The sequence below is a fragment of the bacterium genome (assembly GCA_024224155.1).
Lineage (GTDB): Bacteria > Acidobacteriota > Thermoanaerobaculia > Multivoradales > JAHEKO01 > CALZIK01.
In genome coordinates, this window is record JAAENP010000228.1 from 1 (window position 1) to 21767 (window position 21767).

The 21767-nt window shown below is 64.8% G+C and carries 19 protein-coding genes; 7 read left to right on the forward strand and 12 right to left on the reverse strand.

The features are described from left to right. The 6 genes from GY769_12330 to GY769_12355 all read right to left on the reverse strand — a co-directional run. The coding region (locus GY769_12330) for a cytochrome P450 (GenBank protein MCP4202707.1) at window positions 1–677 on the reverse strand (677 nt) is incomplete at its 3' end. 16 nt (window positions 678–693) lie between these two features. Further along, window positions 694–1929 carry an efflux RND transporter periplasmic adaptor subunit gene (locus GY769_12335; GenBank protein ID MCP4202708.1) on the reverse strand — a complete coding sequence of 412 codons (1236 nt, stop codon included), beginning with the start codon at window positions 1927–1929 and terminating at the stop codon, window positions 694–696. Window positions 1930–2037: 108 nt separating this feature from the next. Beyond that, window positions 2038–5151, reverse strand: a complete 3114-nt coding sequence (locus GY769_12340) for an efflux RND transporter permease subunit (protein MCP4202709.1) — start codon at window positions 5149–5151, stop codon at window positions 2038–2040. A gap of 107 nt (window positions 5152–5258) precedes the next feature. Continuing rightward, the gene (locus tag GY769_12345) at window positions 5259–5942 is read right to left on the reverse strand and encodes a methyltransferase domain-containing protein (protein MCP4202710.1); all 684 of its coding nucleotides are present in this window, start codon (window positions 5940–5942) and stop codon (window positions 5259–5261) included. Then, entirely contained in the window at window positions 5939–6637 is a 699-nt protein-coding gene (locus tag GY769_12350; GenBank protein MCP4202711.1) for a class I SAM-dependent methyltransferase, read from the reverse strand. Before GY769_12350 ends, GY769_12345 begins: the two co-directional genes overlap by 4 nt. Further along, window positions 6544–7752: a glycosyltransferase family 2 protein gene (locus GY769_12355; protein ID MCP4202712.1), complete on the reverse strand. Its 1209-nt coding sequence runs from the start codon at window positions 7750–7752 to the stop codon at window positions 6544–6546. Before GY769_12355 ends, GY769_12350 begins: the two co-directional genes overlap by 94 nt. A gap of 61 nt (window positions 7753–7813) precedes the next feature. Between GY769_12355 and GY769_12360 the strand changes: the two genes are divergently transcribed. Further along, window positions 7814–8224: a hypothetical protein gene (locus GY769_12360; GenBank protein MCP4202713.1), complete on the forward strand. Its 411-nt coding sequence runs from the start codon at window positions 7814–7816 to the stop codon at window positions 8222–8224. Between the two features lie 328 nt (window positions 8225–8552). Here the strand turns inward: GY769_12360 and GY769_12365 are convergent, their stop codons facing one another. Genes GY769_12365 through GY769_12375 form a run of 3 tightly spaced genes read right to left on the reverse strand, consistent with a single transcriptional unit; the run spans window position 8553 to window position 11811 of the window. Continuing rightward, on the reverse strand, window positions 8553–10169 hold the full coding sequence (locus GY769_12365; GenBank protein MCP4202714.1) for a fatty acyl-AMP ligase: 1617 nt from the start codon (window positions 10167–10169) through the stop codon (window positions 8553–8555). Between the two features lie 14 nt (window positions 10170–10183). Further along, a complete protein-coding gene (locus tag GY769_12370) occupies window positions 10184–10420 on the reverse strand; it encodes an acyl carrier protein (protein ID MCP4202715.1) in 237 nt (78 codons plus the stop codon). After that, window positions 10417–11811: a hypothetical protein gene (locus GY769_12375; protein MCP4202716.1), complete on the reverse strand. Its 1395-nt coding sequence runs from the start codon at window positions 11809–11811 to the stop codon at window positions 10417–10419. The genes GY769_12370 and GY769_12375 overlap by 4 nt, the downstream gene beginning before the upstream one ends. Before the next feature lie 112 nt (window positions 11812–11923). Between GY769_12375 and GY769_12380 the strand changes: the two genes are divergently transcribed. The 3 genes from GY769_12380 to GY769_12390 are packed head-to-tail and all read left to right on the forward strand — an operon-like array spanning window position 11924 to window position 14879. Further along, window positions 11924–12763 (forward strand): efflux RND transporter periplasmic adaptor subunit, encoded by an 840-nt coding sequence (locus tag GY769_12380; protein ID MCP4202717.1) that lies wholly within the window; start codon window positions 11924–11926, stop codon window positions 12761–12763. Then, window positions 12760–13719: an ABC transporter ATP-binding protein gene (locus GY769_12385; GenBank protein ID MCP4202718.1), complete on the forward strand. Its 960-nt coding sequence runs from the start codon at window positions 12760–12762 to the stop codon at window positions 13717–13719. Before GY769_12380 ends, GY769_12385 begins: the two co-directional genes overlap by 4 nt. Then, window positions 13716–14879, forward strand: a complete 1164-nt coding sequence (locus GY769_12390; GenBank protein MCP4202719.1) for an ABC transporter permease — start codon at window positions 13716–13718, stop codon at window positions 14877–14879. The genes GY769_12385 and GY769_12390 overlap by 4 nt, the downstream gene beginning before the upstream one ends. Here the strand turns inward: GY769_12390 and GY769_12395 are convergent. Continuing rightward, a complete protein-coding gene (locus tag GY769_12395; protein ID MCP4202720.1) occupies window positions 14860–16539 on the reverse strand; it encodes an adenylate/guanylate cyclase domain-containing protein in 1680 nt (559 codons plus the stop codon). The two genes, GY769_12390 and GY769_12395, sit on opposite strands and share 20 nt — an antisense overlap. A gap of 89 nt (window positions 16540–16628) precedes the next feature. On the opposite strand from GY769_12395, the gene GY769_12400 reads away from it, so the two are divergent. The 3 genes from GY769_12400 to GY769_12410 are packed head-to-tail and all read left to right on the forward strand — an operon-like array spanning window position 16629 to window position 20636. Then, complete coding sequence (locus GY769_12400) at window positions 16629–17507, forward strand: hypothetical protein (GenBank protein ID MCP4202721.1); 879 nt, start codon at window positions 16629–16631, stop codon at window positions 17505–17507. Window positions 17508–17517: 10 nt separating this feature from the next. Further along, window positions 17518–19218: an AarF/ABC1/UbiB kinase family protein gene (locus tag GY769_12405; GenBank protein MCP4202722.1), complete on the forward strand. Its 1701-nt coding sequence runs from the start codon at window positions 17518–17520 to the stop codon at window positions 19216–19218. After that, the gene (locus GY769_12410) at window positions 19182–20636 is read left to right on the forward strand and encodes a hypothetical protein (protein ID MCP4202723.1); all 1455 of its coding nucleotides are present in this window, start codon (window positions 19182–19184) and stop codon (window positions 20634–20636) included. Before GY769_12405 ends, GY769_12410 begins: the two co-directional genes overlap by 37 nt. Here the strand turns inward: GY769_12410 and GY769_12415 are convergent. Both GY769_12415 and GY769_12420 read right to left on the reverse strand, forming a co-directional pair. Continuing rightward, window positions 20633–21190: a hypothetical protein gene (locus GY769_12415; GenBank protein ID MCP4202724.1), complete on the reverse strand. Its 558-nt coding sequence runs from the start codon at window positions 21188–21190 to the stop codon at window positions 20633–20635. The two genes, GY769_12410 and GY769_12415, sit on opposite strands and share 4 nt — an antisense overlap. Further along, window positions 21187–21753, reverse strand: coding sequence for a hypothetical protein (locus tag GY769_12420; GenBank protein ID MCP4202725.1), 567 nt, complete (start codon window positions 21751–21753; stop codon window positions 21187–21189). Before GY769_12420 ends, GY769_12415 begins: the two co-directional genes overlap by 4 nt. Between the last annotated feature and the right edge of the window lie 14 nt (window positions 21754–21767).

Sequence of the window (21767 nt, forward strand, 5' to 3'; positions counted from 1 at the left end):
CTGCGAATGACCGCATAGATGATCTCGTCGAGCTTCTTGAGCAGACTTTCGAGTTTGCGCAAACGTAGCAGTGGCGGCAGTTTGAGTGATGCCCACATCGAGCGCGGTGGTTCCGGCCAGGCTTGGCGCACGGCCGCGACCAGCTCGGTGACCTCTCCGCCGTAGCGCTCGTACTGCGAGCCCAGAACCCATTGGCCGATCAGGAGCTGCACCATGCGGGTGAGATCGGGCTCGATGTCTATCGGCTCGCTGCTCTTCGCCGCAGCGCGCCAGCGCTCGACCGCAGGTGCGATGACCTCGGCGGCCTGCGGCACCTGGTCGCGAATCGCCTTGCGATTGAGCACGTTCTGGGTATGGCGGCGCTGTTTCTTCCAGAGCTCGCCCTCGCTGTTCAGGAGGCCGTTGCCGATCGCCCGGCGAATCGCCGCGTAGCGGGTGTTCTTGACATAGATCTCGCGCTTGTCGACCAGGAGCTCCTTGATCGCCTCGGGCGTTGCCGCCAGGAACGTGGGCTTGCGGCCATAGTAGAAGCGGGAAAAACCGCCGTAGTCGCGCGCCAGCCGGGCGTAGAACTCCATCGGGTTGCGACGGATCTCCGGCAGGCTACCGAAGAGCGGAAGCGGTCTCGGACCGGGAGGATCGGCCGACTGCTGGGAAGAAAGAGTCTGGGGGCTCATCTGTTTGTCCCCGAGGTTACCTCTGTGTGGGCGAGGGGCCTTCGGTGTTTTCGCGCATTCGTTGTTTCATCCGCTCGAGATCTTCCGGGGCCATTTGGCTCGGGTCCGGCGGGCCGCCCCCGGGCGGGTGGCCGCCGGTGGCCGTTCGGGCGCTGCCGCTTTCTGCACCTCCGAGCACCTGGATCGGCGTGCCGTCGCTTAGGCCGTCCTGACCGACGACGACGACCAGCTCTCCGGGCGACACTCCCGACAGCACCTCGACCGAGTCGCCCTCTTCGAACCCGATCTCGACGTCGCGCCGTTCGGCAGTGCCGTTTCGATCGACGAACACCGTATCCCCGAGGCTTTCGAGGGAGAGCGCCGTTTTGGGGACGACGACGGCGCTGTCGTGGGTCTCCGTCTTGAGAAAGACCCGCGCGAACATCCCGGGCCGGAGCTTGTCCCGAGCGCTGACGTCGAGAGTGACCTTGACCGTGCCGGTGTCGGCATCGATAACCGGGCTGATGCGAAGCACGCTGGCATCGAAGGGCTCCTCTGGCCAGGCCTCCACGGTCAGATAAGCCGCCTGCCCAACCACCAGTCGGGGGAGCTCACGTTCCGGTACCTGGACCGGGCACAGGAGCGGGTCGAAATCCGAGAGCCGGAACAAGGGAGTCCCGGCCGAAACCTGCTGCGCGGCGTCGATGTAGCGCGCGACGATACGACCGGAAAAAGGCGCCCGAATCTCGGTGTAGCCGAGCTGGAGCTGGTTGCCCTGGTACTGGGCCCGGGCGGTCTCGAAGCGGCTCCTGGCCTGCTCGTACTCTTCCGGACTGACAAGCTGGATGCTGTAGAGCCGCTCCGCCCGTTCGAAGTTGAGTCGCGCCTCCTCGAGCGAAACCCGGGCGATCTCGACCTGCGAGCGGATCTCGTCGTCGTCGATGCGAGCCAGAAGCTGGCCCTTGGAAACGACGCGACCCTCCTCGGTGCGGAGCTCCTCGATCGGGCCGTTGGTTCGTGCGACGACGTCGACCTCGTTCTCCGCCTCGAGGGTGCCGTTGGACTGAATGTAGAACGAGATTGAACGCCGCTCGACCGGAGCCACTTCAACGGGGACCGCGGTGCTCACCGACGGAGCCCGCCGGTGATTCCGGCCCCGATCGCCCTGATCGCGGGCGTCGCCGTCGGCCGCGGACCTGCCGCAGGCTCCCGCGCCGAGGGCGAGGACCAAAGCCAAGAGAACCGCCAGACGAGAGCTCAGGAAAGCGAGCATCGGGAGGGAAGATTACAGGAGCCGAGCCGGTTTTGCGTTGTCATTCCGTGCAGGGATTTTTCGTCTTCGACTCGAAATGACAATCGTGACGACTACGTAGCCGCCGCGTCATAGCGCTCGCACCACCCGCCGCGCGAAGATCGTGGCGTCGTCGAGTATCGAGTAGACGGTCGGCAGAATCAGCAAGGTCAGGAACGTCGACGTCGTCAGTCCACCGATGATCACCAGCCCGATCGGCGCCCAGCTGGCGGCGCGGCCTTCGACGGTTCCGAAGACGCTGGGCAGGAGAAACGGCGCCACCAACGGCAGCAGCCCGAGGATCGTGGTTACCGCCGTGATCACGATCGGTCTGAGCCGGTGTTGTCCACCGAGGACTATGGCCTCGTTGCGCGTCATGCCGTGCTTGCGCAGCAGGTTGATGTGATCGAGCAGGACGATGGCGTTGTTGACCACCACTCCGAGCAGGATGATCAGTCCGATGGTGGTCATGGTCTCCCAGGGCTGGCCGGCCAGCTTCATTGCCACCGCCACGCCGAAAACCGCGAACGGTACCGAAAACATGATCGCCAGCGGCTGGATGAAGCTCTCGAACAGCGCCGCCAGCAGCATGTAGACGAGCGGCAGAGCAAAGAGCAGGGCAAACAGGCCGCTCAGCTGATCCTGTTGCTGATGCCGATTCCAGCGGCCGAAGCTCCAGCTGTAGCCGGCCGGGAAGGGGAGAGCCTCGAGAATCCTCGGAATCGAGCGCATGGCGCCAAAGGCGGCCCTGGAATCGGAGGTGTTGGCGGAGATCGTGACTTGCGCTTGCCGGTTCTCGCGCTCGATGGCCTTGGGCCCCTCCACGAAGGCGAAATCGGCGAGTGCTCCCAGCGGCAGTTGAGAGTCGGCTGCAAACACCGGCACGTTCTTCAGCTGATCGAAGGTCTCGCGATCCTCGGGTCTGTACTGGACCACGATCCCGACCTCGCGATCCTCGGTTCGGAACTGGGACACGTCACGAGTCGAGAGCGCCGAGGACACGGTATTGGCGACGGCACGGCTCGAAAGCCCGGCCTGCAGCGAGCGCTCCGGAGTCACGCTGACGTGAATCTCCTCGTCACCGCTCTCGAGCGAGGTGTCGACATCCCGAACCATCGGCAGACCTTCGAGCTCGCCGGTGACCTGTTTGGCGAGGAGCGCGAGTACCGTCGGATCGTCTCCCATGAGCTGAATCTCGACCCCGGAGGTGCCATGGCGACCCCGCTGGGTCGCGATGCGGATGTTGACGCCGGCTCGCACCGGCAGCATTCCGCGCAGCTTCTCGCGCACCTTGGCCGTGGTCAGAGTGCTCTCGCTCTCGTCCTCGAGGTAGATATCGAACTGGCGGGTCCTGCGCCAGCTCGCACGTGAGCGGCCGGTGCCGCGATCGTAGTTGTAGGCGACGTCGGCGATGTCGAGCTCGTCTCGCTTCGAGTCGATCAGCTCGTAGAGCTCGCTGTAGAGAGCTCGAGTCTGCTCGGGCGAGTACTGGCGGGGTGTGTCTACTTTGAGGATGATCTGGCGCTCGAGCGCTCGCGCCGAAACCGACTGCTCGACGGTCGAAAGGAGATAGATGGTGCCGGCAAAAAGCGCCGTGATCAGGACCACGAACGCCAGGCGACGCTCGAGCGTCAACCGCAAGATTCGGCCGTAACCACGGCGCAGCCGTTTGATCCACAGCGCCTTGCGCTCGGTCTGGTCGCGCAGGATCAGCGCCGCCGCCATCGGGACGACGGTGAGCGCCACCAGCAGCGACGCCAGCATCACGATGCACACGGTCCAACCGATGTTCTGAAGATAGAGCTTGAAGCGGCCGCCGGTCGCAAGGAAGATCAACGGCAGAAAGACGCAGATCGTGGTCGCTGTCGAGGCGGTAATCGGCAGGGCGACCTCGGCGGCGCCGGAGAGGGCGGCGGTCTTGGCGTCCTCGCCGAGCTCGTTGCGATGTCGGAAGATCGACTCGATCACCACGACCGAGTTGTCGACCAGCATCCCGAGGGCGAGCATCAAACCGGCCAGGCTGACCACGTTCAAGGTCAGGTCGAAGAGCCCCGCCTGGCGCGAGAAGAACATCAGGACGAAGGTCGCAACCACCGAGATCGGTATCGCAATCGCGATCAGCGCGGTGGTTTGAAGCTTGCGGAGAAACAGAAACACCGCTCCGATCGCAAGCAAACCACCGATCAGGCCGGCGTCTCGAAGCTGCCCCAGGCCCTTGCGGACGTCGAGGGAGGCGTCCTGGTAGATCCGGAACTGGGCGCCCTCGGACTCGGGCAGTCCCTTGATCGCCTCGAGCTCGGCCTTGGCGCGCTGGACCACGGCGAGCAGGTTGGCGGTCGACGCCTTGTTGACCGAAACGGTGACCGCGTCGACTCCGTTCAGGTAGTTGAAGACTTCCTTTTCGGGCAGGGTGTAGGAAACCTCGGCGATGTCGCCCAACCTGAGGCCGTCGGGGCGCAGGACCAGCTGTTCGATCTCGCGTGGAGTGCTGAACTCACCCACCGTTCGCACCAGGAGCTTGCGATTGCCGTCTCGGATGTCACCGGCCGACAGATTCAAGTTGCTCTCGCGAAGCGTCGTCGACAGGCTGCGCAGATCGACTCGATGGGCCTGCAGCCGTGCCGGGTCGATGTTGATCTGAAGCTCGGGCTCGCGGACGCCGCCGACGTCGACCTGGGCCACGCCCTCGAGCCGCTCGAGCCGCCGCAGCACGATCTGGTCGGCGTAGTCGAACAGACGCTCCTCCGGCCATTCGGCCGAGAGATCAAAGCGCAGGACCGGAATGTCGGACGACTGAAAGCGCCGGATGAAGATGCGCTCGAGATCGTCGGGAAGGAGGTGGCGCACGCGATCGACCCGATCGCGCACCTCGACCGCCGCCATGTCCATGTCGGTGCCGTCGATGAAGGTCAGTCGCACCTGGGCCGAGTCGGCGGCGGCGCTCGCCGATAGCGTGTCGATGCCGTTGATCGTCCCTAGCGACTCTTCGAGCGGTCGCACGATGAGTCGCTCGACTTCCTCCGGTGAGGACGATCGATACGACGCCCGTACCGAGATCGACGACGACGAGAACGCCGGCAGGTACTCGAGCGGCAACCGGGTCAATGAAATCCAGCCCAGCACCATCACGCCCAGCACCGCCATGGCCATGGTCACTCGTCTCTCGACGGCGAAGCGCACCAGCGGATTGGCGTGCCGACTCATGGCCGGATCCTATCCTCTCGACAGGGTGCGCTGCCGCCGACCGACCGCCGAGGAGGCATGACTCGAGATGGCTCGCGCCCGGTCTCGGTTACGGCCGTGAGGCCGCCCTAGCGCGGACGGCCGACGAAGCTCAGCTTGCCCCATGCCCGGCGCTCGTGCACGGGCACGTAGTACCGGTGAAGCAGCGCTTGGATCTCCCGGGGACGGGCGAGCCACTGCTCGTAGGTGTCGCGCTCGTGCTCGATCATGATCGCCAGGGCGTCGAGCTTGGGCCAGATTCGTCGAGCGAGAGGGAACCGACAAGCGCTGTGAACCAGGTCCAGAAAGGGCGTCTTCCAGGGCTCGACAACAACTACTTGGCCCTCGGGCGTGAGAATGCGCCGAATCTCCGCCAGCACTCGTTCGAGGTCGCCGGGCAGGTCGGGCAGGTGATGGAGGCCGCCCTGAATGATCGCCGCGTCCTGGGATCCAGGCGCGACCGGAAGCGGCTTCCGGCAGTCGGCGACGTAGCACGAAGCCGGGCCGGAGTACTGAGCCAGGAGGCTCTCGGAGAGGTCGAAGCCGGACAAGTGCTCGAACCCCATTCGCTCCAGCGCCACCATGCCGTTGCCCCGGCCGCAGAACAGACTGGCTATCCTCGTTTCACGCGGCCATCTCTCGACACCGAGTTCCAGGAACCTCTTGGAGAATTTCTCCACTTCCTGCTCCGGTGTCTCGAACCGGCGATACGCCTGCTCCCACTCGCTGCTGCAGCACTCCTCGGGTGTTGTGTGGAGAATCGGATCTTTCATGTCGCCCGGACCGACAAGCTGGCGATGAAGTGGAGGCCGCGCTCGAAGAGCAGGCTCGCGGGCCAGGGGTAGAGCCCCAGCCGTGAGCGCCAGTCCTCGATGGCAAGTCCGGCCTCATCGAAAGCCGAGAGCCACTTCTCTTCACTCCAGTAGTTGTGGGGAAGCGCGACGCCGTAGCGGCGATTGCTGGTCCGGTCCATGAAGCGCAGGGTCGCGCCGGCCAGGGGCCCTTTGAGGGTGTGGTCCTTGAGAACTACCGAGGCACGGGCGACCCGTGCCGCTTCACGAAGCAGGCGGAGGGGCGCCTCCGTGTGGTGCAGGACGTCGACGAACATGACCGTGTCGAAGCTCTGGTCCTCGAACGGCAGTCGCTCGCCGTCGAAGGCCTGAACCGGAATCGAAGTGTCCGGTCGAACCAGGACGTCGACTCCCCGGACCACGAGGTCCGGCCGGGAACGCTGGATCACGGCCGGGATTTGCCCGTCACCGGAGCCCACGTCGAGAAGCCTGGCGCTCTCGGGAATGAGCTCCGCTAGCGTTTCGCCGAGTATCCGCACGCGGCGCCCCGCGACCCACCGCTCGTGAACCATCTCAGAGAGATTCACTTCCGGGCCATGCCGAGAATGCTCAGAAAGAAACCCGACAGCACCGTTTGGACTCCGAGAGCCGAGAGGGTAACTCCCGGAATCACCCATCTCATCGAACGGGCGTAGTCGAGGGGACCGAACCCGGTCAGGCGCCACTGGTTGACCGCGACCCCCAGGAACGAGAGCCCGACGAGAAGAGCCAGGACGCCCAGGACCAGCCCTCGTTCCAGCGTCACGGTGCGAAAGAGCCAATTGAGCTTCGGGTCGCCGGGCACGAGCTTCTCGCTGACCGCGAACGCCTTGGCGAACACGGCGAACTGCACCGATTGATAGCCCACCAGCACCGCCAGACTGGCGAAGAGCAGCGTGTGAACGTCGAGAATCGCGCCGAAAACCGTAACGCCCGGCAGCGCCACGGCATATCCGACGAGGCCCAGCAGGATCAGGAGGATTCCGGGCCAGAGAAACAGCCACCTCGGGCTGTACATCAGGAAGAAACGCAGAGTGCGCCAGCCGTCGCGAAAGGTCCGGAGGTGAGGAGTCTGAGCGGATCTGCCGTCCGGATGGAGCGTGATCGGGATCTCGGCGAATTTCTTACCGAAGAGGCTTCCCTTGATCACCATCTCGGCGGCGAACTCCATGCCGGTGCAGCGCAGGCCCAACTCGTCGTAGGCCTCCTTGGTGAAGCCTCGCAGCCCGCAGTAGACGTCGCGAATCGGTGCCTGGAACATTCGCCGCACCAAGTAGGTGAGCATCGGATTGCCCCAGAATCGATGCAAGAACGGCATCGCACCGGGGAGCACTCGGCCCCCGCCCCCGGGCAGCCGGCAGCCCTGGGCAAAGTCGTAGCCTTCTCTGAGCTTGTCGACAAAACGGGGGACTTCGGTGAAGTCGTAGCTGTCGTCGGCATCTCCCATGATCACGTAGCGCCCCCGAGCGGCGTCGATGCCGCCCATGAGAGCCGAGCCGTAACCGCGCTCCGTGACCGGGACCACGCGCGCGCCCAGTTCGTCGGCAATCTCACGCGATCCGTCGGTCGAGCCGTTGTCGGCGACGATCACCTCACCGGTGATCCGATGCTCGCTCATGGCTCGCTGTGCTTTTTGAATGCAAATACCGAGCGTTTCGGCTTCGTTGAGACAGGGAATCACCACCGACAGCTCGAAGTCCGGTTCCTTCTTGCCCTCTGCGGCGACAGGCTCGCCGGTGCGCTCGTTCAGCATGGGTGGCGGCCCCGGAGCATCCAGCCGAGTATAAGAGCAATCGAGCAAGAGCTCGAGACTACTGATCGCTGTTCTCGCCCTGCTCGCGCAACCCGCCCTCGGTGGCGGCTTTTCGCTTTATGAGCAGGGCAGTAAGTCGCTGGGCCTGGCGGGTGCTTTTGTCGCCCAGGCCGACGATCCGACAACGCTGTTCTACAACGCCGGCGGTCTGGCCTTCTTCGAAAAGCGGGAGCTTGCTGTTGGAGTCACGCTGGTCAACAGCTTCGATGAAGAGTTTGTCGGCTTGGCGCCGGCTCCGGGTCCGATGTCGACCGGGACTCTGAACAGCCTGCATGAGCCGATTCCCCACTTCTACTGGGTGCAACCGGTCAACGAGACCTGGGACTTTGGTTTGGCGGTCAACTCGCCCTTCGGTCTCAAGACCGATTGGAAAGACCCGGATAACTTTCCGGGTCGGTTCGTCAATACCTAGGCCTCGATGTTGACCTTCGACCTCACCCCCAATGTGGGGGTCAAGCTCTCGGAGAGATTGGGGCTGGGTTTTGGCGCCATCGTGGTCTCGTGCGTCGCCGAGGGCACCTCAATCGACAGTAACGACAGAGGCCACCGGTGACGCCTCTCCGCGAGCCATCAGCGGATGGAGAGGCTCGCTCCGAGGCGCACACGGCCGGCCTCCAGCCGCGAATCGCCGGAATCGCGAGCCACCGTGTCGACTGGGGGCGTCGCGATCGACCTCCGCTTGCCCTCGAGCGAAATGGGTAACAGCTCGACGCGGGGACACCTTGGAAAGGTGTCCCCGATTACCAGGACGGGAAAAGCAGCTGGCCGCGCGCGCGTAGGTTGCCGTCTCGATACTGGCGCGCGAGCTCGAGGTGGCGAATCTTGCCATTGTGGGTGAGCGGGATCGTTTTCGGAGCCGCCAGGTAGACGCGCCCGGGTCGCAGTCCCAGGTGGGAGTGAATCGCCTGCACGATAGCGATCGACCGCTCTTCGCACTCCTCCGGGGACGGCGTCTTGTGCTCGCGTAGCTCGGCGAACACGTAGGCCTGCTCGCCTTCGAGTCCGCCGCGATCGACACCGACGGCCGCCGAGTAGCGCACGAAGGGCAGGGCGTCTACGACCTCCTCGATCTCGCGCGGCGCGATATTGCGGCCGGCCTGAATGATGATGCTCTTCTTGCGGCCGACGATGAAGAGGTGGCCTTCCGCGTCGACATAGCCGACGTCGCCGGTGCGAACGAACCCGCTCCAGAAGAGACCGGCGCTGGCCTCGGGATTGTCGAGGTAGCCGCGTGTGTTGGCGGGACTCTTCACCAGAACCTCTCCGGTCGAGCCGACCGCGCAGAGCTCCGGGGAGCCATCCTGCTCGAGGATCGCGATCTCGATCTCCGGAAACGGCTTGCCCACCGACACCACGCCCCGTTCGTCGACCTTCACTTTCGTGCCCGGTGCCCACATGCTGACGCCGACCGTGGCCTCGGCCAGTCCGTAGCCCGGCATCATCACCCGGTCCAGGTCAAAGGCCGCCTCGAATTCCTCAATCGTGCCTCTTCGCACCGGCTCGGCGGCGTTGAGCGCTACCCGCAGGCTCGAGAGATCGTGCTCGCCGGGGTCCTTCACGTAGCGCAGGCAGAGCCGGTAGGCGAAATCGGGCGCCGCGGTAAAGGTTCCGCCGTTGGCCTCGATCTCGGTCAGCCAGCCGCGGATATTGGTCAGAACCGCTGGAAGCAGGATCAACCGGGCGCCGAGATAGAACGGCACCAGGGTCATCAGCACCAGCCCCATGTCGTGGAAGACCGGGAGCCAGCTGACAAAGATCTCTTCCGGCGTGATCTCCATACCCGCGATCAGCTGACGGGCGTTGGTGAGCAAGTTGGCGTGAGAGAGCTGGACCCCCTTCGGGTTGCCGGTGCTACCGGAGGTGTACTGGATATAGGCAAGATCATCCGCCTGAATGGCCGGGAACTCCGGCTCCGGCTGATTCTGCAGTCCACGCGCCAAGTCCTCGGCGATGAGAACGCGAATCGAGTCGGTTCTCCCTCGGGCGCGGAAGCGCTCCAGAGCGTCGTCGGGAAGCGAAGCCGAGAGCACGACGGTGCCGGCCTGGCAGTGGGCCGCGAGTTGGAAGACTCGCTCGACGCCCGAGTCGGGAAAGATCGGCACCGCGACCCCCCCGGCACGCTGCACACCGTAGAAGACGTAGAAGAACTCGGCACCGTTGGGAAGAGCGAGCACCACTCTCTCGCTCAGGCCCAAGCCGTCCGCCAAGAGATTCGCGGCGAGCCGGTTGACGCTTCGCCAGAGCTTCCCGTAGGACTGGCTTTCTCCGGCGAAGCGAAAGGCCTCTTTGTCGGGCTCGGCGTCGGCACGAAAGGCGAGCAACTGGATCAGGGTCTCGGCCCGGTCAGGTCCGGACATCACAAACGTCTCATTCAAGAACCGGCCAGAAGTCTGTCGACCAGCGCGTGAAGATCGGCCACCGTGCGCAGGGCTGCGACGTCTTCCTCACGAATCGCGATCCCGTACCGGTCTTCCAGGGCCACGGTCAGGTTGACCAGATCGACCGAGCTGGCGGCGAGATCCTCCAGCAACCGGTCTTCGAGCCGGACGTTCTCGCAGCCGAGTTGCAGGGCGGCCATCTGGGTGATCTCTCGGGTGTCGACAGTCATTGGTTACTTTCCTTGGAATCGGAGGCGGCCTCGGGCTCTCCGTCGGATGGGCTGAAGAGAATCCGGCGCGTCTCCTCGGCGATCGCCCGCGCCTCGCTCTCGTCCATGTCTGAATCCAGATACAGAATGTCCAGCCAGAGCCTGCCTCGGAAGATTCGGGCCTGCACTGTGTACTCGGGGCCGATCGGAAGGTTGGAAACGAAGGCGTGAAGCTCGGCGAGTCTGAGCGAACCGTGCCGCGGTCCGAGGGGCTGGGCTCCGGTGTAGCTCAGGGCGAGTCTGCTCATTCGGTGGTCAGATTGGCCCAGGATCATCTTCATGGACATCGCGCTGAAGCGGGTGGCGAAGAACCGGCCGCCGTGTTCGTCGGCTCTGAGAATCTGTCCCTGGATCTCCGAGGCGAGATCCCAGACATCGCGCGTCTCGGTGGCGCCGACCGTCAGGCGTAGGGTCGTGAGATAGCTGCCGTCGCTATCTTCCGGGACAGGAGGATCGAGGTAGGGCCGCAAAGTCGGAAAGACAAAATAGCGGTGCGGCAGATCGGTGCCGGGGTAGCGGTGTCGCACCACGGCGAGCAGGAAGGCGGCATTGAGAGCGCTGTTCAGCGTCAGTCGGCGCTCGCGTGTGGCGCGGACCAGAGTGTCGGTTTCCTGCTCGGACAGAGCGATCGGCAGAACTCGGCTTCGTGCCGGCTCTCCCGAGCTGGTGAAGAACCGAGGCCGCGCCCGATGCGCGCGGGTGCGCCAGCGATAACCGACCTCTCCGGCCATCTCCCTGGCCAGAAACCGGCAACTCGGCCAGAAGCTCGACGCGCCGCGATAGCGGCTCGGGAAAAGCGAGTCGGCCCCGGGCGGCAACCCCTGCCGCGACTCTCCGGTATGACTGGGTGGGCGGGCCTCGGAGCCGCACAGTTCGACAAGCTCGTCGATAATCCGGACGGCCGAAGCGGAATCGACGATCGCGTGGTGAAACGTCAGTACAATCTCCCTGTCCTCCCCGGAATCATCCGGATCGACCAGGGTGCAGCGCATGAGAGGACCGGTGGCGCGATCGAAGCCCGTCGAAAGCTCGGATTCGACCGCGCCGATCCAGCTCGTCTCCCGGGTTCGCTCGAGCACGGCCAGCGGAATCGGCGGGACTCGGGCGAGCTCGAACGTGGCCGTCCCCGGCTTGCCGGAGATTCGCACCGCCAGGCAGGGGTGGCTTTCTTGAAGAACGTCGAGGACTCCGCGCAGCCGCTCCCGGTCCACAGAACCCTCGAGCTTGAGGCTCACGACCAGGTTGAAGGGCGATGACTCCGAGGTGAGCAGCTGCGCGCGCTCGAAGGTCGCCAGGGCCCGGGCCTGGAGGGCGTTTGAAAGTCCCGATTCGTTGGGAAGATCGCTCGGCATAGGTACAGTCTCCAAGTCCGGGCCTGTGCTGTCGGTCGTCGCGTCGCCGTATCACTGAGGGCAGCCACCGGTTTTCACTGCTAGATTAGCTGAAATAGAAGGGGGAAGGCTGATGCGCCCGATTCTGAGTCGCGTTGGAGCATGGAGGGCCGCCACGGTCCTCTTGACGGTCGTGGTTGCCGGCGGTTGTGGCAAGAGAGTCCTGCAACTCGCCGGCACGGTCGAGCGGACTACTCTGGAAATCACCGCTCCGATCTCGGAAGTGATCGTCGAGATTCCGGTCACCGCGGGCTCGCGTGTGACCACCGATCAGGAGGTGGTGCGCCTGGACACCGAAGTTGCCGAGGCCGAGCTCAGAGCCTTCGAAGCGGCGCTCGCGGCCGCGCAGGCGACCCTGGTCGAAGCAGAGGAGGAATTCCGGCGCAAGACCGAGTTGAGCCGGCGACGGGTCGCGAGCCAGCAGGAGCTGGGCCGTGCTCGCCGGCAACGCGACGAGGCGACGGCGGTTGTGGCGGAGAGGGAGGCGCGCGTTCTCCAAGCGAATCGACGACTCCGAGACTTGACGCTGCGTTCCCATGACGCCGGCGTCGTCGACCAATTGCCGTTCGAGGTCGGCGAGCGTGTGCCGCCGGGAGCCGTGGTTGCGGTCGTTCAGACCGACGACAACCCCTGGGTCCGGGTTTGGATTCCGGCCCGGGCGGTGGCACTGCTAACACCCGAAGCCCGAGCCGAGGTCAAGATCGAAGGACTGTCGGACTGGTTCGGCGGGCGCGTCGAGGAGGTGGCGCGCGAGCCCGAGTTCACGCCGCACTACGCCCTGACCGAAAGGGAGAGCGCGCATCTGGTCTACCGCGCGCGGGTCGTGCTCACCGATGCCCCGGCCGATCTGCGCCCGGGCCTGCCGGCTCGGGTCAAGCTGATCCTCTCGCGACCGGGGAAGAAAGCCGCATGAACGACGAGCCGGTCATCGAGGCGCGCGCGCTCAGACGGCGATTCGGAAAGCTGACCGCCGTCGATGGGGTCGACCTCGAGGTGCACCAGGGCGAAGTATTCGGTTTCCTGGGTCCAAATGGCGCCGGCAAGTCGACGCTCATTCGCATGCTGGTCGGCCTGCTGCCTCCGAGCGAAGGCACGATTCGCGTCCTCGGCCACGAGCTGCCGGGTGAGTCCGAGCGGCTGCGTTCCAAGGTCGGCTACATGACGCAGAAGTTCTCGCTCTACGAGGATCTGTCGATCGAAGAGAACCTTCGCTTCGCCGCCGAGATCTTCGGCTTGGAGAGAACGCTCCGCTCGCAGCGCGTCGAAGAAGTCCTGGCCGAGTACGAGCTCGGCGAGCGCCGCGGCCAGCGCCCGGCGACTCTCTCGGGAGGCTGGAAGCAGCGCCTGGCGCTGGCCGTTGCCAACATCCATCAGCCCAGCTTGCTGGTTCTCGACGAGCCGACCGCGGGCGTGGACCCGGATCGGCGCCGGGCGTTCTGGGAGAAGATCTTCGAGATCGCTTCTCGAGACGCCACCGTTCTGGTGTCGACGCACTATATGGACGAGGCGGTTCGTTGCCACCGCCTTTGCATGATGATTCGGGGTCGCCCGGTGGCGATCGGTTCGCCGGCGGAGCTGACCGAGGCGCTCGAAGGCCGGGTGGTCGAGATCGAGACCCGCGACGCCGAGACTTCGATCGCCGAGTTGCGCACTCTGCCGCAAGTCTCGAGCGTCACCCAACTCGGCGACCGGGTCCACGTGTTGCTGTCCCGAGACGCTCAACTCGCCGAGCGCGTCGCACCGGAGCTCGAGAGACACCTGCGCGCAGCCGGCCAGGAGAATACTGTGGCCCAGGCTGCGCAGCCCAACCTCGAAGACGTCTTCGTCGCCCTCAATCTGGGCGAGACCTTGATCGAGAGCGCGGCATGAATCTCCGGCCTGAGCTTCCGGCACCGCTGCGCCGCATTCTGGCGGTCGTGAGGAAGGAGCTGCGTCAGCTGATGCGCGACCAGCTCACGGCCGGCTTCGTCGTTGGCGTTCCGATCGTCCAGCTCGCTCTCTTCGGGTATGCCATCAATCAGGACATGCGCCACGCCCGCACCGTGGTGGTGGATCACACCAATAGCAGCATCTCGCGCCAGTTCGTCGGTGAGCTGGTGGCGACTCAGACGTTTGACATTGTCACCTACGTGGCCACGGAACATGAGGCGCGGCGCATGCTCCGGGCCGGCGACGTCGACGTGGTCGTCCAGATTCCACCGGACTTCACTCGCGATTTCTATCGCGGAGTCGGTATGGAGGTCTCGTTCATCGTCGACGCGACCGATCCGACCCTCGCCCGCGCCGTGCGCGCCTCGGCCAACGGGCTGGAATCATGGCTCAACCAACGAGTCGGGACCTTCGCGTTGACTCGCGAAGCCTTGGAGTCGGAGAAGACCTCCCAGAGCCCCTGGAGGTTCTCGGTTCTGACGCGTTACAACCCGGAGTTGCGGACTCCCGTGTTCGTCGTGCCGGCGCTGCTGGGAGTGATCCTGACCTCGACGATGATGTTGATGACGGCGCTGTCGATCGTGCGCGAGCGCGAGCGCGGGACCTTCGAGTTTCTGATCGGGACCCCGGTGCATCGGTTCGAGCTGATGATCGGGAAGATCTTGCCCTATGTCGCAATCGGCCTGGTGCAGATCGTGATCGTGCTGGCGGCCGGGCTGATTCTCTTCAGCGTACCCGTGCGTGGATCGCTCTTTGCCCTGGGTGTGGCTTCGATTCTGTTCATCGGCGCGAATCTGACGCTCGGTCTGGTGATCTCGTCGGTCACCGCCAACCAGCTGCAGGCGACCCAGCTGTCCTTCTTCTTCTTTCTGCCTTCGGTTCTCCTGTCGGGCTTCATGTTTCCGTTCGGTGCCATGCCCAGGCCCGCCCAATGGCTGGGCCTGCTCCTGCCGCTCACTCACTACGTCCGGATGACCCGAGGGATTCTCTTGAGGGGTTCGGGCCTCGGAGACCTCCTTCCGGAGGCCGCTGCACTGGCCCTGTTTCTGGTCGTGACCCTGGCGCTGGCCACCCGGCTGTTCAAGAAGGAGGTGGGTTAAGCAACCGCTCGAGAAGGGCGGCGGTCTCCGGGTCGACCGAGGTGAAGCGCGCGATGAACGTGTCGTCCCGAGGCTCCACCGAAAGGACCTTGGCGAAGAGCGAGCGCGTCGCCGCGGCGTCGCTGCCCTGTAGTAGCTCGAGCCTCAGATTCGCCAGCGGGGCCACGTCGGCCGACGTGCGCACTCTTGCAGCCCGGTGCGACAGGCTCAGCAGCTCGCCATCCCGTACCGTGGTCCCGGTCCGGCTGCCTTCCATGACCACGAAGCGGACCGCGATCTCCTCCGCCGGCCGGACCAGCGATTCGCCCGGTTCCGGCAAAACGAGCCCCGGATCGCCGTCCCTGCCGGCCAGACCGCCGATGTCCAGGAGGACAACCGGTTCTTCGAATCCCTTCGGGTGGATCTCCAACCGGTCGTCGACTCGCAGATCGGCCGAAACCTGATCAAAGGTCGCTTCGGAGATCAGGATCTGGCCGCCGACGGTGTTGGCCTCGATTCTCGCCGCGAGGTTGACGCTGGGTCCGACGGCGCCGTATTTGGTTCGCTTCGCCGAGCCGATATTGCCGACCACGACTTCGCCGGAATGAACGCCGATGCCCATCTCCACGGTGGGCAGGCCTGCGGAGCGGTTTCTCTCGTTGACCTCGAGCATGGCGAGCTGCATCCTTATGGCGCACTTGACCGCGGCCTCGGCGTGGTCCTGCCGGTCGAGAGGAGCTCCGAAGATGACCAGGATCGCGTCGCCGATGAACTCGTCGATCATGCCGCCACTCGCAACGATGATCTCGGTCATGACGCCGAGGAAGTTGTTGATCACGGAGACTACTTTTTCCGGCGCGATCCGCTCCGACATCGAGGAGAAGCCGCGCAGGTCTGCCATCAGGATCGTGATCTCGCGCTTTTCGCCCCCGAGCTCCAGCCCCGACGCGGTCTTGAGCACGTTGTCGACGACCTCGCTGGTCACGTAGCGGGCAAAGGCGGCGCGCAGGAAGCGAGAGAACCAAATGGCAATGCCGACGGTGAGCAACGAGGAGGCGACGAAGATGGCGAGCGTAATGCGATCGGCGAGCTCGGCGACGGCTGCAAAATCCTGCTCGGCCTGTTCGACACCGACGGTCCTTTCGGCCAGCTGCTCGGCCAGGAGTGCCTCGGTCTGCGCGTATCGCTCCACGTAGGTGAAGGGTTGCGAGCTAACCTCGTTTTCGGCAGCCGCGGCAGCCGCGGCTGCTGCGGCCGCCGGGTCTGCCGGGGCCACCGGGTCGGCCAGGGGAACCGAGGTCTCGTAGACATCGAGCCAAGCCTGCGCCAGGTCCCTGAAGACGGCTCCGAGCCGGGCCGTCGACGAGGAATGGGAAAGCCCGTGAAGCCGCTCGATCATGCCCTCGATCTCTCGCGTACGGCTCCTGATGTCCTCGAGCTGGCCGGTATCGAGTCGAACCGCCCCGGTGGTGACCAGGGGCTCCATCACCTCGGTGTCGCGCTGGCGGCGGGCGACCAGGTCGCGGATCTCGACGACCAGATCCTTGCTCTCCAGGGCGGTCTTCAGATCCAGGATGAGCTCCGTCTGCCGCGCGTTCCCCCAGAAGTACACGCCCAGATTGAGGGCGAAGAGCAGAAGGATGGCGAGGATCGAAAACGCCCAGCGAAGACGGAGTGTCATACCGCCCCATCATAGCGATTCTGTGGTACTACTAATCATTGCCGGATGTTGATTCGCGGCATGTCGATGCCGGCTCAGTAGGAGGTGCGATGAGCCTTCACCCGATGATTCTCAGTCCTCGCAGGATCCTGGCTGCGACCGCGCTCCTGCTCTATTCCGTCGGACCGTGCGGGTCGGCTCTCGAGGCACAGACGGTCGGAAGGAAAGAGATGCGCGAGGCGCGGACAGCCGTCCGGGAGGGCCGTCTGAATGAGGCCCAAGAGCTCTACGAACGCGTGCTCGGATCGGCGCCCAACGACAAGCAGCGCATCGAGTCTCTCTACAACACGCTGTTGATTGTTCTGTCGGCAGGGACGGACGCCGGTGCTCCCGAAGTCGTTCGGGACCGTTTCGAGATTCTGGGGCGCGTGACCGAATCGGGCGAGCACGACATGAAGCTCGAGATCAAGACGCTCAGCGCTCTGGTCGATAGCATTCACAGGTTGCGGACAAGCGTCGAGGAGCTGGAGGAGAGACGGGTTTCCGAAATGGCCGCTGCGGAGCTGGCGAGCGAGGAAGAGCGGCGGGCCGCCGCCGAGGCCTTGGACGCACAGAAGGCACTGGTGAGCTCCGAACGCAGCGAGAGGCTCCTGCTCGAACAACGACTCGAGTTGACCGAGAGGCACCTTGCGACAAGAGAGGAGGAGTTGCGGGCCAAAGTCGACGAGCTTGGCCGCTGCAGGGAGGAGAGGCAGCTTGTGCTCGATCAGCTCGAAGGGACCCACGCGAGCGAGGTGCAGATGCTCCAGGTCGTCATGCGCAAGAACGAAGAGCTGGCCAAGGCAAGACTCGCCCTCGAGCGGCGCGAAGTGAAGCTGGCCGAGCAGGGCAGAGAGCTCGCGGCCAAGGAAGATGAGATCCGCAAGCGCGAAGAGGCGATCCGCGAGGTCACCGAGCGCGTTCTGGGCAAGGAGCCCCCGGATTCGTAGGCGCTTCGCGATGAGCACCGGGAAACAGGCTCCCCGGCTGCCGCGGGTCAGGCGGCTGAGCCACCTTGTCCGGGTTCTGGCGGGGTTCTACGCGCGGCGAATCGGCAGGGCGATCCTGAGCCTTCTGCCCGGAACCTCGCGCCGGCTTGCCGAAGTGCCTTCTCCCGAGCGCAGATTCCGCGCTCTGCTCGAGGAGTTGGGAGGCACTTTCATCAAGCTCGGCCAGGTACTCTCGCTTCAGCCCGATCTGGTTCCGAGCTCCTACTGCGACGAGCTCTTCGATCTGCTGGATCGAGTGCCGCCGTTCGCCTACCAGGACGTCGAGCGGACGTTTGTAGAAGATCTCGGGCGCAAGCCACCCGAGGTTTTCGATAGGTTCGACCGCGTACCTTTCGCTTCTGCCTCCATTGGTCAGGTGCACAGGGCGGCTCTCGACGGCTGTGAGCTCGCTGTCAAGGTCCGTCGTCCCACCGCGCTTCGCGACTTCGGCGGCGACATCGGCCTCATGAAGGCAATGCTCTGGCTGATCTCGAAGTTACGCTTGAAGAAGCTCGACAGCCTGCGGCTGCCGCTCAGCGAGTTCATCGCCTGGACCGGCGATGAGCTCGACTACCGGCGGGAAGCTCGCTACATGGAGCAGGTGAGGGTCAACACCGGCACGCGCCCGGAAGCTCGCGTGCCGGCGGTCATCCAAGAGATCTCGACCGCTCGGATTCTCGCGGCCGAGTACCTCGAAGGGACCACGCTTCTGGAGTATCTTCGTTCGCTCGAGTGCGGGGACCCGGCTGTCGAGTACCGGCTTCGCGAGATCGGATTCGATGCCGAGAAGTTTGCCGACAATATTCTGGCCAATTTCCTCGGCGACGTGTTTCGCCACGGGATCTTCCATGCCGATCTTCATCCGGCCAACCTCCTCATCCTGCCTGACAACGTCGTCGGCTACGTCGACTTCGGCATTACCGGGGTGATCAGTGAGTATGGAGGTCGACACGTTCTGGCCATGATCCTGGCGCTCGCCAGGCACGACGTGGACGAATTGCTGGAGGGCATTTTCAGGATCTCGGAGGTCACGGACGACTCGGATGTCGAAGGGTTTCGCAACGCCTTGCGGGAGCATGCCGAGCTGTGGTTCGGTCGGAGTCGGGCCGGCGACTCTCGCGGCGGTAGCGAGTTGGCCATCGGGTACACCCGGATCATGCTGGACATGATTCAGCTGTCGCGGCGGTTTGCCGTCTTTCCGCATGAGGAGGCGATGCGCTACATGCGCTCGGTGATCACCGCCGATGGGTTGATCGCCCGTTTCGCTCCGGGTTTCGACGTCAACCGCTCGCTCGAGCGTTTAAGCCGTAGACACCTCGAGTCACGAACTCTGGCGAGCGCCTTCTCGGCCGATCGAATGATCGATTCCTGGATCGTCGGCAGCCGGCTGATGCGCGACGGCGCGCTCCGCTTGGACCGGCTGCTGGACAAGCTCGAGAAAGAAGGGCCGATCGATTCGAGCTCCGAGCGCCCTCGGTCCCGCAGCGCGTCGTCACCGGCGCGCGCCCTGCGGCTGGGCGTGTCCGTGCTCGCACTCACGGCCATGATGATCTTGGCAGACGAGCCGGTGCGATCGGGCCTCAATCTCTTCCTTGCCGAAGCCGTGCTCATCGGCGTCGGAACCCTCATGCTGACATGGACCGTATTTCGATGGATGCTCTCGAACCGCTAGGTGAGCGGCTCGAACGCCGCGGACCGATGGACGCGGCTCTTGCTGCCTATCTGTCCTCGCGCGCCGATCTGATGACCCAGGGAGAAGCGCTCGAGCTTGCGACGAGAGTCGAGCCGGCCGTCCCGACGCCGTTCGGAGCCGTTCGGAACCGGTTTGCTCGAGAATTGGGCGGCAGCTTCGAGGAGGCGTTTCCCGTTTTCGAGACGGACCCGTTCGATACCGGTCTCCTGTTTCAATGGCATCGGGCCCGGCTGAAGAGCGGCGAGCCGGTGATCTTCAAGGTCGCGCATTCGGCCATCGATGAGCATCTCGAGGGGAGTCTCGGCCGGCTGTCCGAGTCGGATCCGTCCCTGGGGCATCGGAAAGCAGCCCTGAAGGCTCGAGCCTTGGCGGACTTCAAGCGCTCCCTGCTCAGCTTGCTCGATTTGCGCCGGGAGGCGGAGGATCTCATCGAGCTTCGCGAGCGCTGCGAAGGAATGAGCCTGGTGACGATACCGGAGGTTCACAGAGAGCTCTGCGGATCGAGTTTTCTGGTCCTCTCCGATCTCGGTGGGTCGACGGTGGGCGAGAGCTGCTCGCCGACCGTCTCTGAGAACGGCGGTCCACGGCTGGCGCGCCGGCTCTGCCGCGGCTGGCTCCGGCTGGTTCTTTCAGCCGGTATGGTGCCCGCGGATCCTTGCGGGCGCAACGCGCTTCTCCTCGATGACGGCAAGGTCGGCTTCTGCGGCGGTCCGTTCGAGTTCCTGTCGGACCGCACCCGCGACCAGCTGCGCGGCTATCTGGCGGCGACCGCGACCGGGGACCATGAGTCTCTCGTCGACGCGCTTCTCGAGCTCAGTCACCCGTGCGCCCGCAACGAGCAGCGCCGGCTGCGACACCATCTCCGCCACACCGCGCCTTTTCGCGATGGCGGCTGGGGCGCCGACAGCGACGGTCTTTCCAGGTCGTTGCTGGCCCACTGGCATCAGACGGCGAGCTTCGGTGTGCGACCGCGCCGGGCTCTTTCGGCGTTTCTGCGCGGGCTCGCCCTGCTGACTCGAGAGGTCTACACGCTGGCGCCGGGCGAGAGCTCGTTTCGAGAGGCTTTTCAGGAGCTGCGGCTCTACCAGCTCTTTGCGGAAGCTGCGAGCCTGCCAATCGGTGGCGAGATGGCCCCTCTTACCGATCTTCCACGGAAACTGGATCGCGGCTTGACCCTGGCCGCGGGCGACGGCAGGCGCTCGGCTCGAGAAGACCGGGATGATGGCTCCGCTGGATCCTGGAGCGTAGTTTTGGCGCTCCTCTCGGCGCTCGCCGCGGTTGTCTTGCTCGTGCACTACCTGGCACCGTCGCCGGACGCGACGCGCTGGATCGAAGGGTCCGGTGCCGTCGTGGTGTTGATCCTGGGCGGGCTCCTGTTGCGCTTTGCCGCCGACTAGTCGGCGGCGTGGGCGACGTACTTGCGATCGCCTATCCAGATCTCGAGCTCGGTTGGAGTCGCGAAGACCTGGATGCCAGGCATGTGGAACTCGCCTGGGGCGCCGCTCTCGAGAGCGGCTTCCGATTCCGACAGCCGGGCTTGCTCTCGAATCCCCCGGAGGGTCTTTTCGAAGGTTCGGTCGATCCACCGTTGAATCATCCTCGACGGAGCGAGCAGGCCGATCAGTCCCATGTTGAGCTCGAGCCGGCAGGAGACCAGGGTGCCGGTATCCTGCGGCCCGACTTGAAAGCGCCAGTCCGATTCCCACTTCCTGGCTATGCCGGCGACCTGACGCTCACGCTGGCCGTTGGGATTGAACAGGAATTCGAAGGTGGTCGTATGGATTCGGCGCCCGTGGGTCCGGTCGATCTCGGCGAGAGCCCGCGTCTCCGATCGTTCGAGAACCCGGACTTCACGAACCGCTGGCATCCACTGCGGCCACGATTCGAGGTTCGCGAACAGACCGCGAACGACCTCCACCGGAGCGTCGACCGTGCCGAACTTGCGGATCAAGTCGCGCCCCTTTCCGACTCCCTGACCAGCCTATACGTTGCCCCGTCGAAGTGGATCCTGAGGGAGTCTCCGCCGCGGACCAGCTCTAAGATCTTTCGCTTGCCCAGGCCCGCGCCGAGCGCGCCGTGTGCCGCCAGTCGCAGCGACCTCGACGCCAGCGCGTCCAGAGTCCGTTCCAAGACCTGCCGTAACCCTCTGCGAGTGCCGATTCTGAACAGGCCGTTCTTCAGGCTCAGCGAGGCCCGAACCACGACGCCGGATCCGGCGTCGGTTCCCTCGAAGTCCCAGCGGCCGGAGAGTCCGTCGCGCCGATAGCGATCGACCTGGTTGAACATCAACCAGTCATCGGATGACCCGACGAACTCGAGCACGAACTTGCCCGGACCGTATGCGGGCGCCACGAATTCGGTGATCGCGACGTCGCCCTCGGCGGCAAGGAGCCGGGATTCGAGGACATCTGGCATCCAGTCCCGGTACGACTCATAACCCGTGAGAACGGCGAAGGCCAGGTTTCGCGGTACCTTGATGTAGGTCGAGGCCTGAACCGTTCTGAGTCTCAGCATGGGGGCCGGCGTTC

Coding starts and splice junctions, on each gene's coding strand:
- GY769_12355 (MCP4202712.1), bottom strand. CDS start 7,752: ATGCTGAACGAGCGCACCGGCGAGCCTGTCGCCGCAGAGGGCAAGAAG.
- GY769_12390 (MCP4202719.1), top strand. CDS start 13,716: ATGAATCTCCGGCCTGAGCTTCCGGCACCGCTGCGCCGCATTCTGGCG.
- GY769_12375 (MCP4202716.1), bottom strand. CDS start 11,811: ATGCCGAGCGATCTTCCCAACGAATCGGGACTTTCAAACGCCCTCCAG.
- GY769_12400 (MCP4202721.1), top strand. CDS start 16,629: ATGAGCCTTCACCCGATGATTCTCAGTCCTCGCAGGATCCTGGCTGCG.
- GY769_12420 (MCP4202725.1), bottom strand. CDS start 21,753: ATGCTGAGACTCAGAACGGTTCAGGCCTCGACCTACATCAAGGTACCG.
- GY769_12385 (MCP4202718.1), top strand. CDS start 12,760: ATGAACGACGAGCCGGTCATCGAGGCGCGCGCGCTCAGACGGCGATTC.
- GY769_12370 (MCP4202715.1), bottom strand. CDS start 10,420: ATGACTGTCGACACCCGAGAGATCACCCAGATGGCCGCCCTGCAACTC.
- GY769_12395 (MCP4202720.1), bottom strand. CDS start 16,539: ATGACACTCCGTCTTCGCTGGGCGTTTTCGATCCTCGCCATCCTTCTG.
- GY769_12335 (MCP4202708.1), bottom strand. CDS start 1,929: ATGCTCGCTTTCCTGAGCTCTCGTCTGGCGGTTCTCTTGGCTTTGGTC.
- GY769_12350 (MCP4202711.1), bottom strand. CDS start 6,637: ATGGGTGATTCCGGGAGTTACCCTCTCGGCTCTCGGAGTCCAAACGGT.
- GY769_12345 (MCP4202710.1), bottom strand. CDS start 5,942: ATGAAAGATCCGATTCTCCACACAACACCCGAGGAGTGCTGCAGCAGC.
- GY769_12380 (MCP4202717.1), top strand. CDS start 11,924: ATGCGCCCGATTCTGAGTCGCGTTGGAGCATGGAGGGCCGCCACGGTC.
- GY769_12405 (MCP4202722.1), top strand. CDS start 17,518: ATGAGCACCGGGAAACAGGCTCCCCGGCTGCCGCGGGTCAGGCGGCTG.
- GY769_12365 (MCP4202714.1), bottom strand. CDS start 10,169: ATGTCCGGACCTGACCGGGCCGAGACCCTGATCCAGTTGCTCGCCTTT.
- GY769_12340 (MCP4202709.1), bottom strand. CDS start 5,151: ATGAGTCGGCACGCCAATCCGCTGGTGCGCTTCGCCGTCGAGAGACGA.
- GY769_12410 (MCP4202723.1), top strand. CDS start 19,182: ATGGACCGTATTTCGATGGATGCTCTCGAACCGCTAGGTGAGCGGCTC.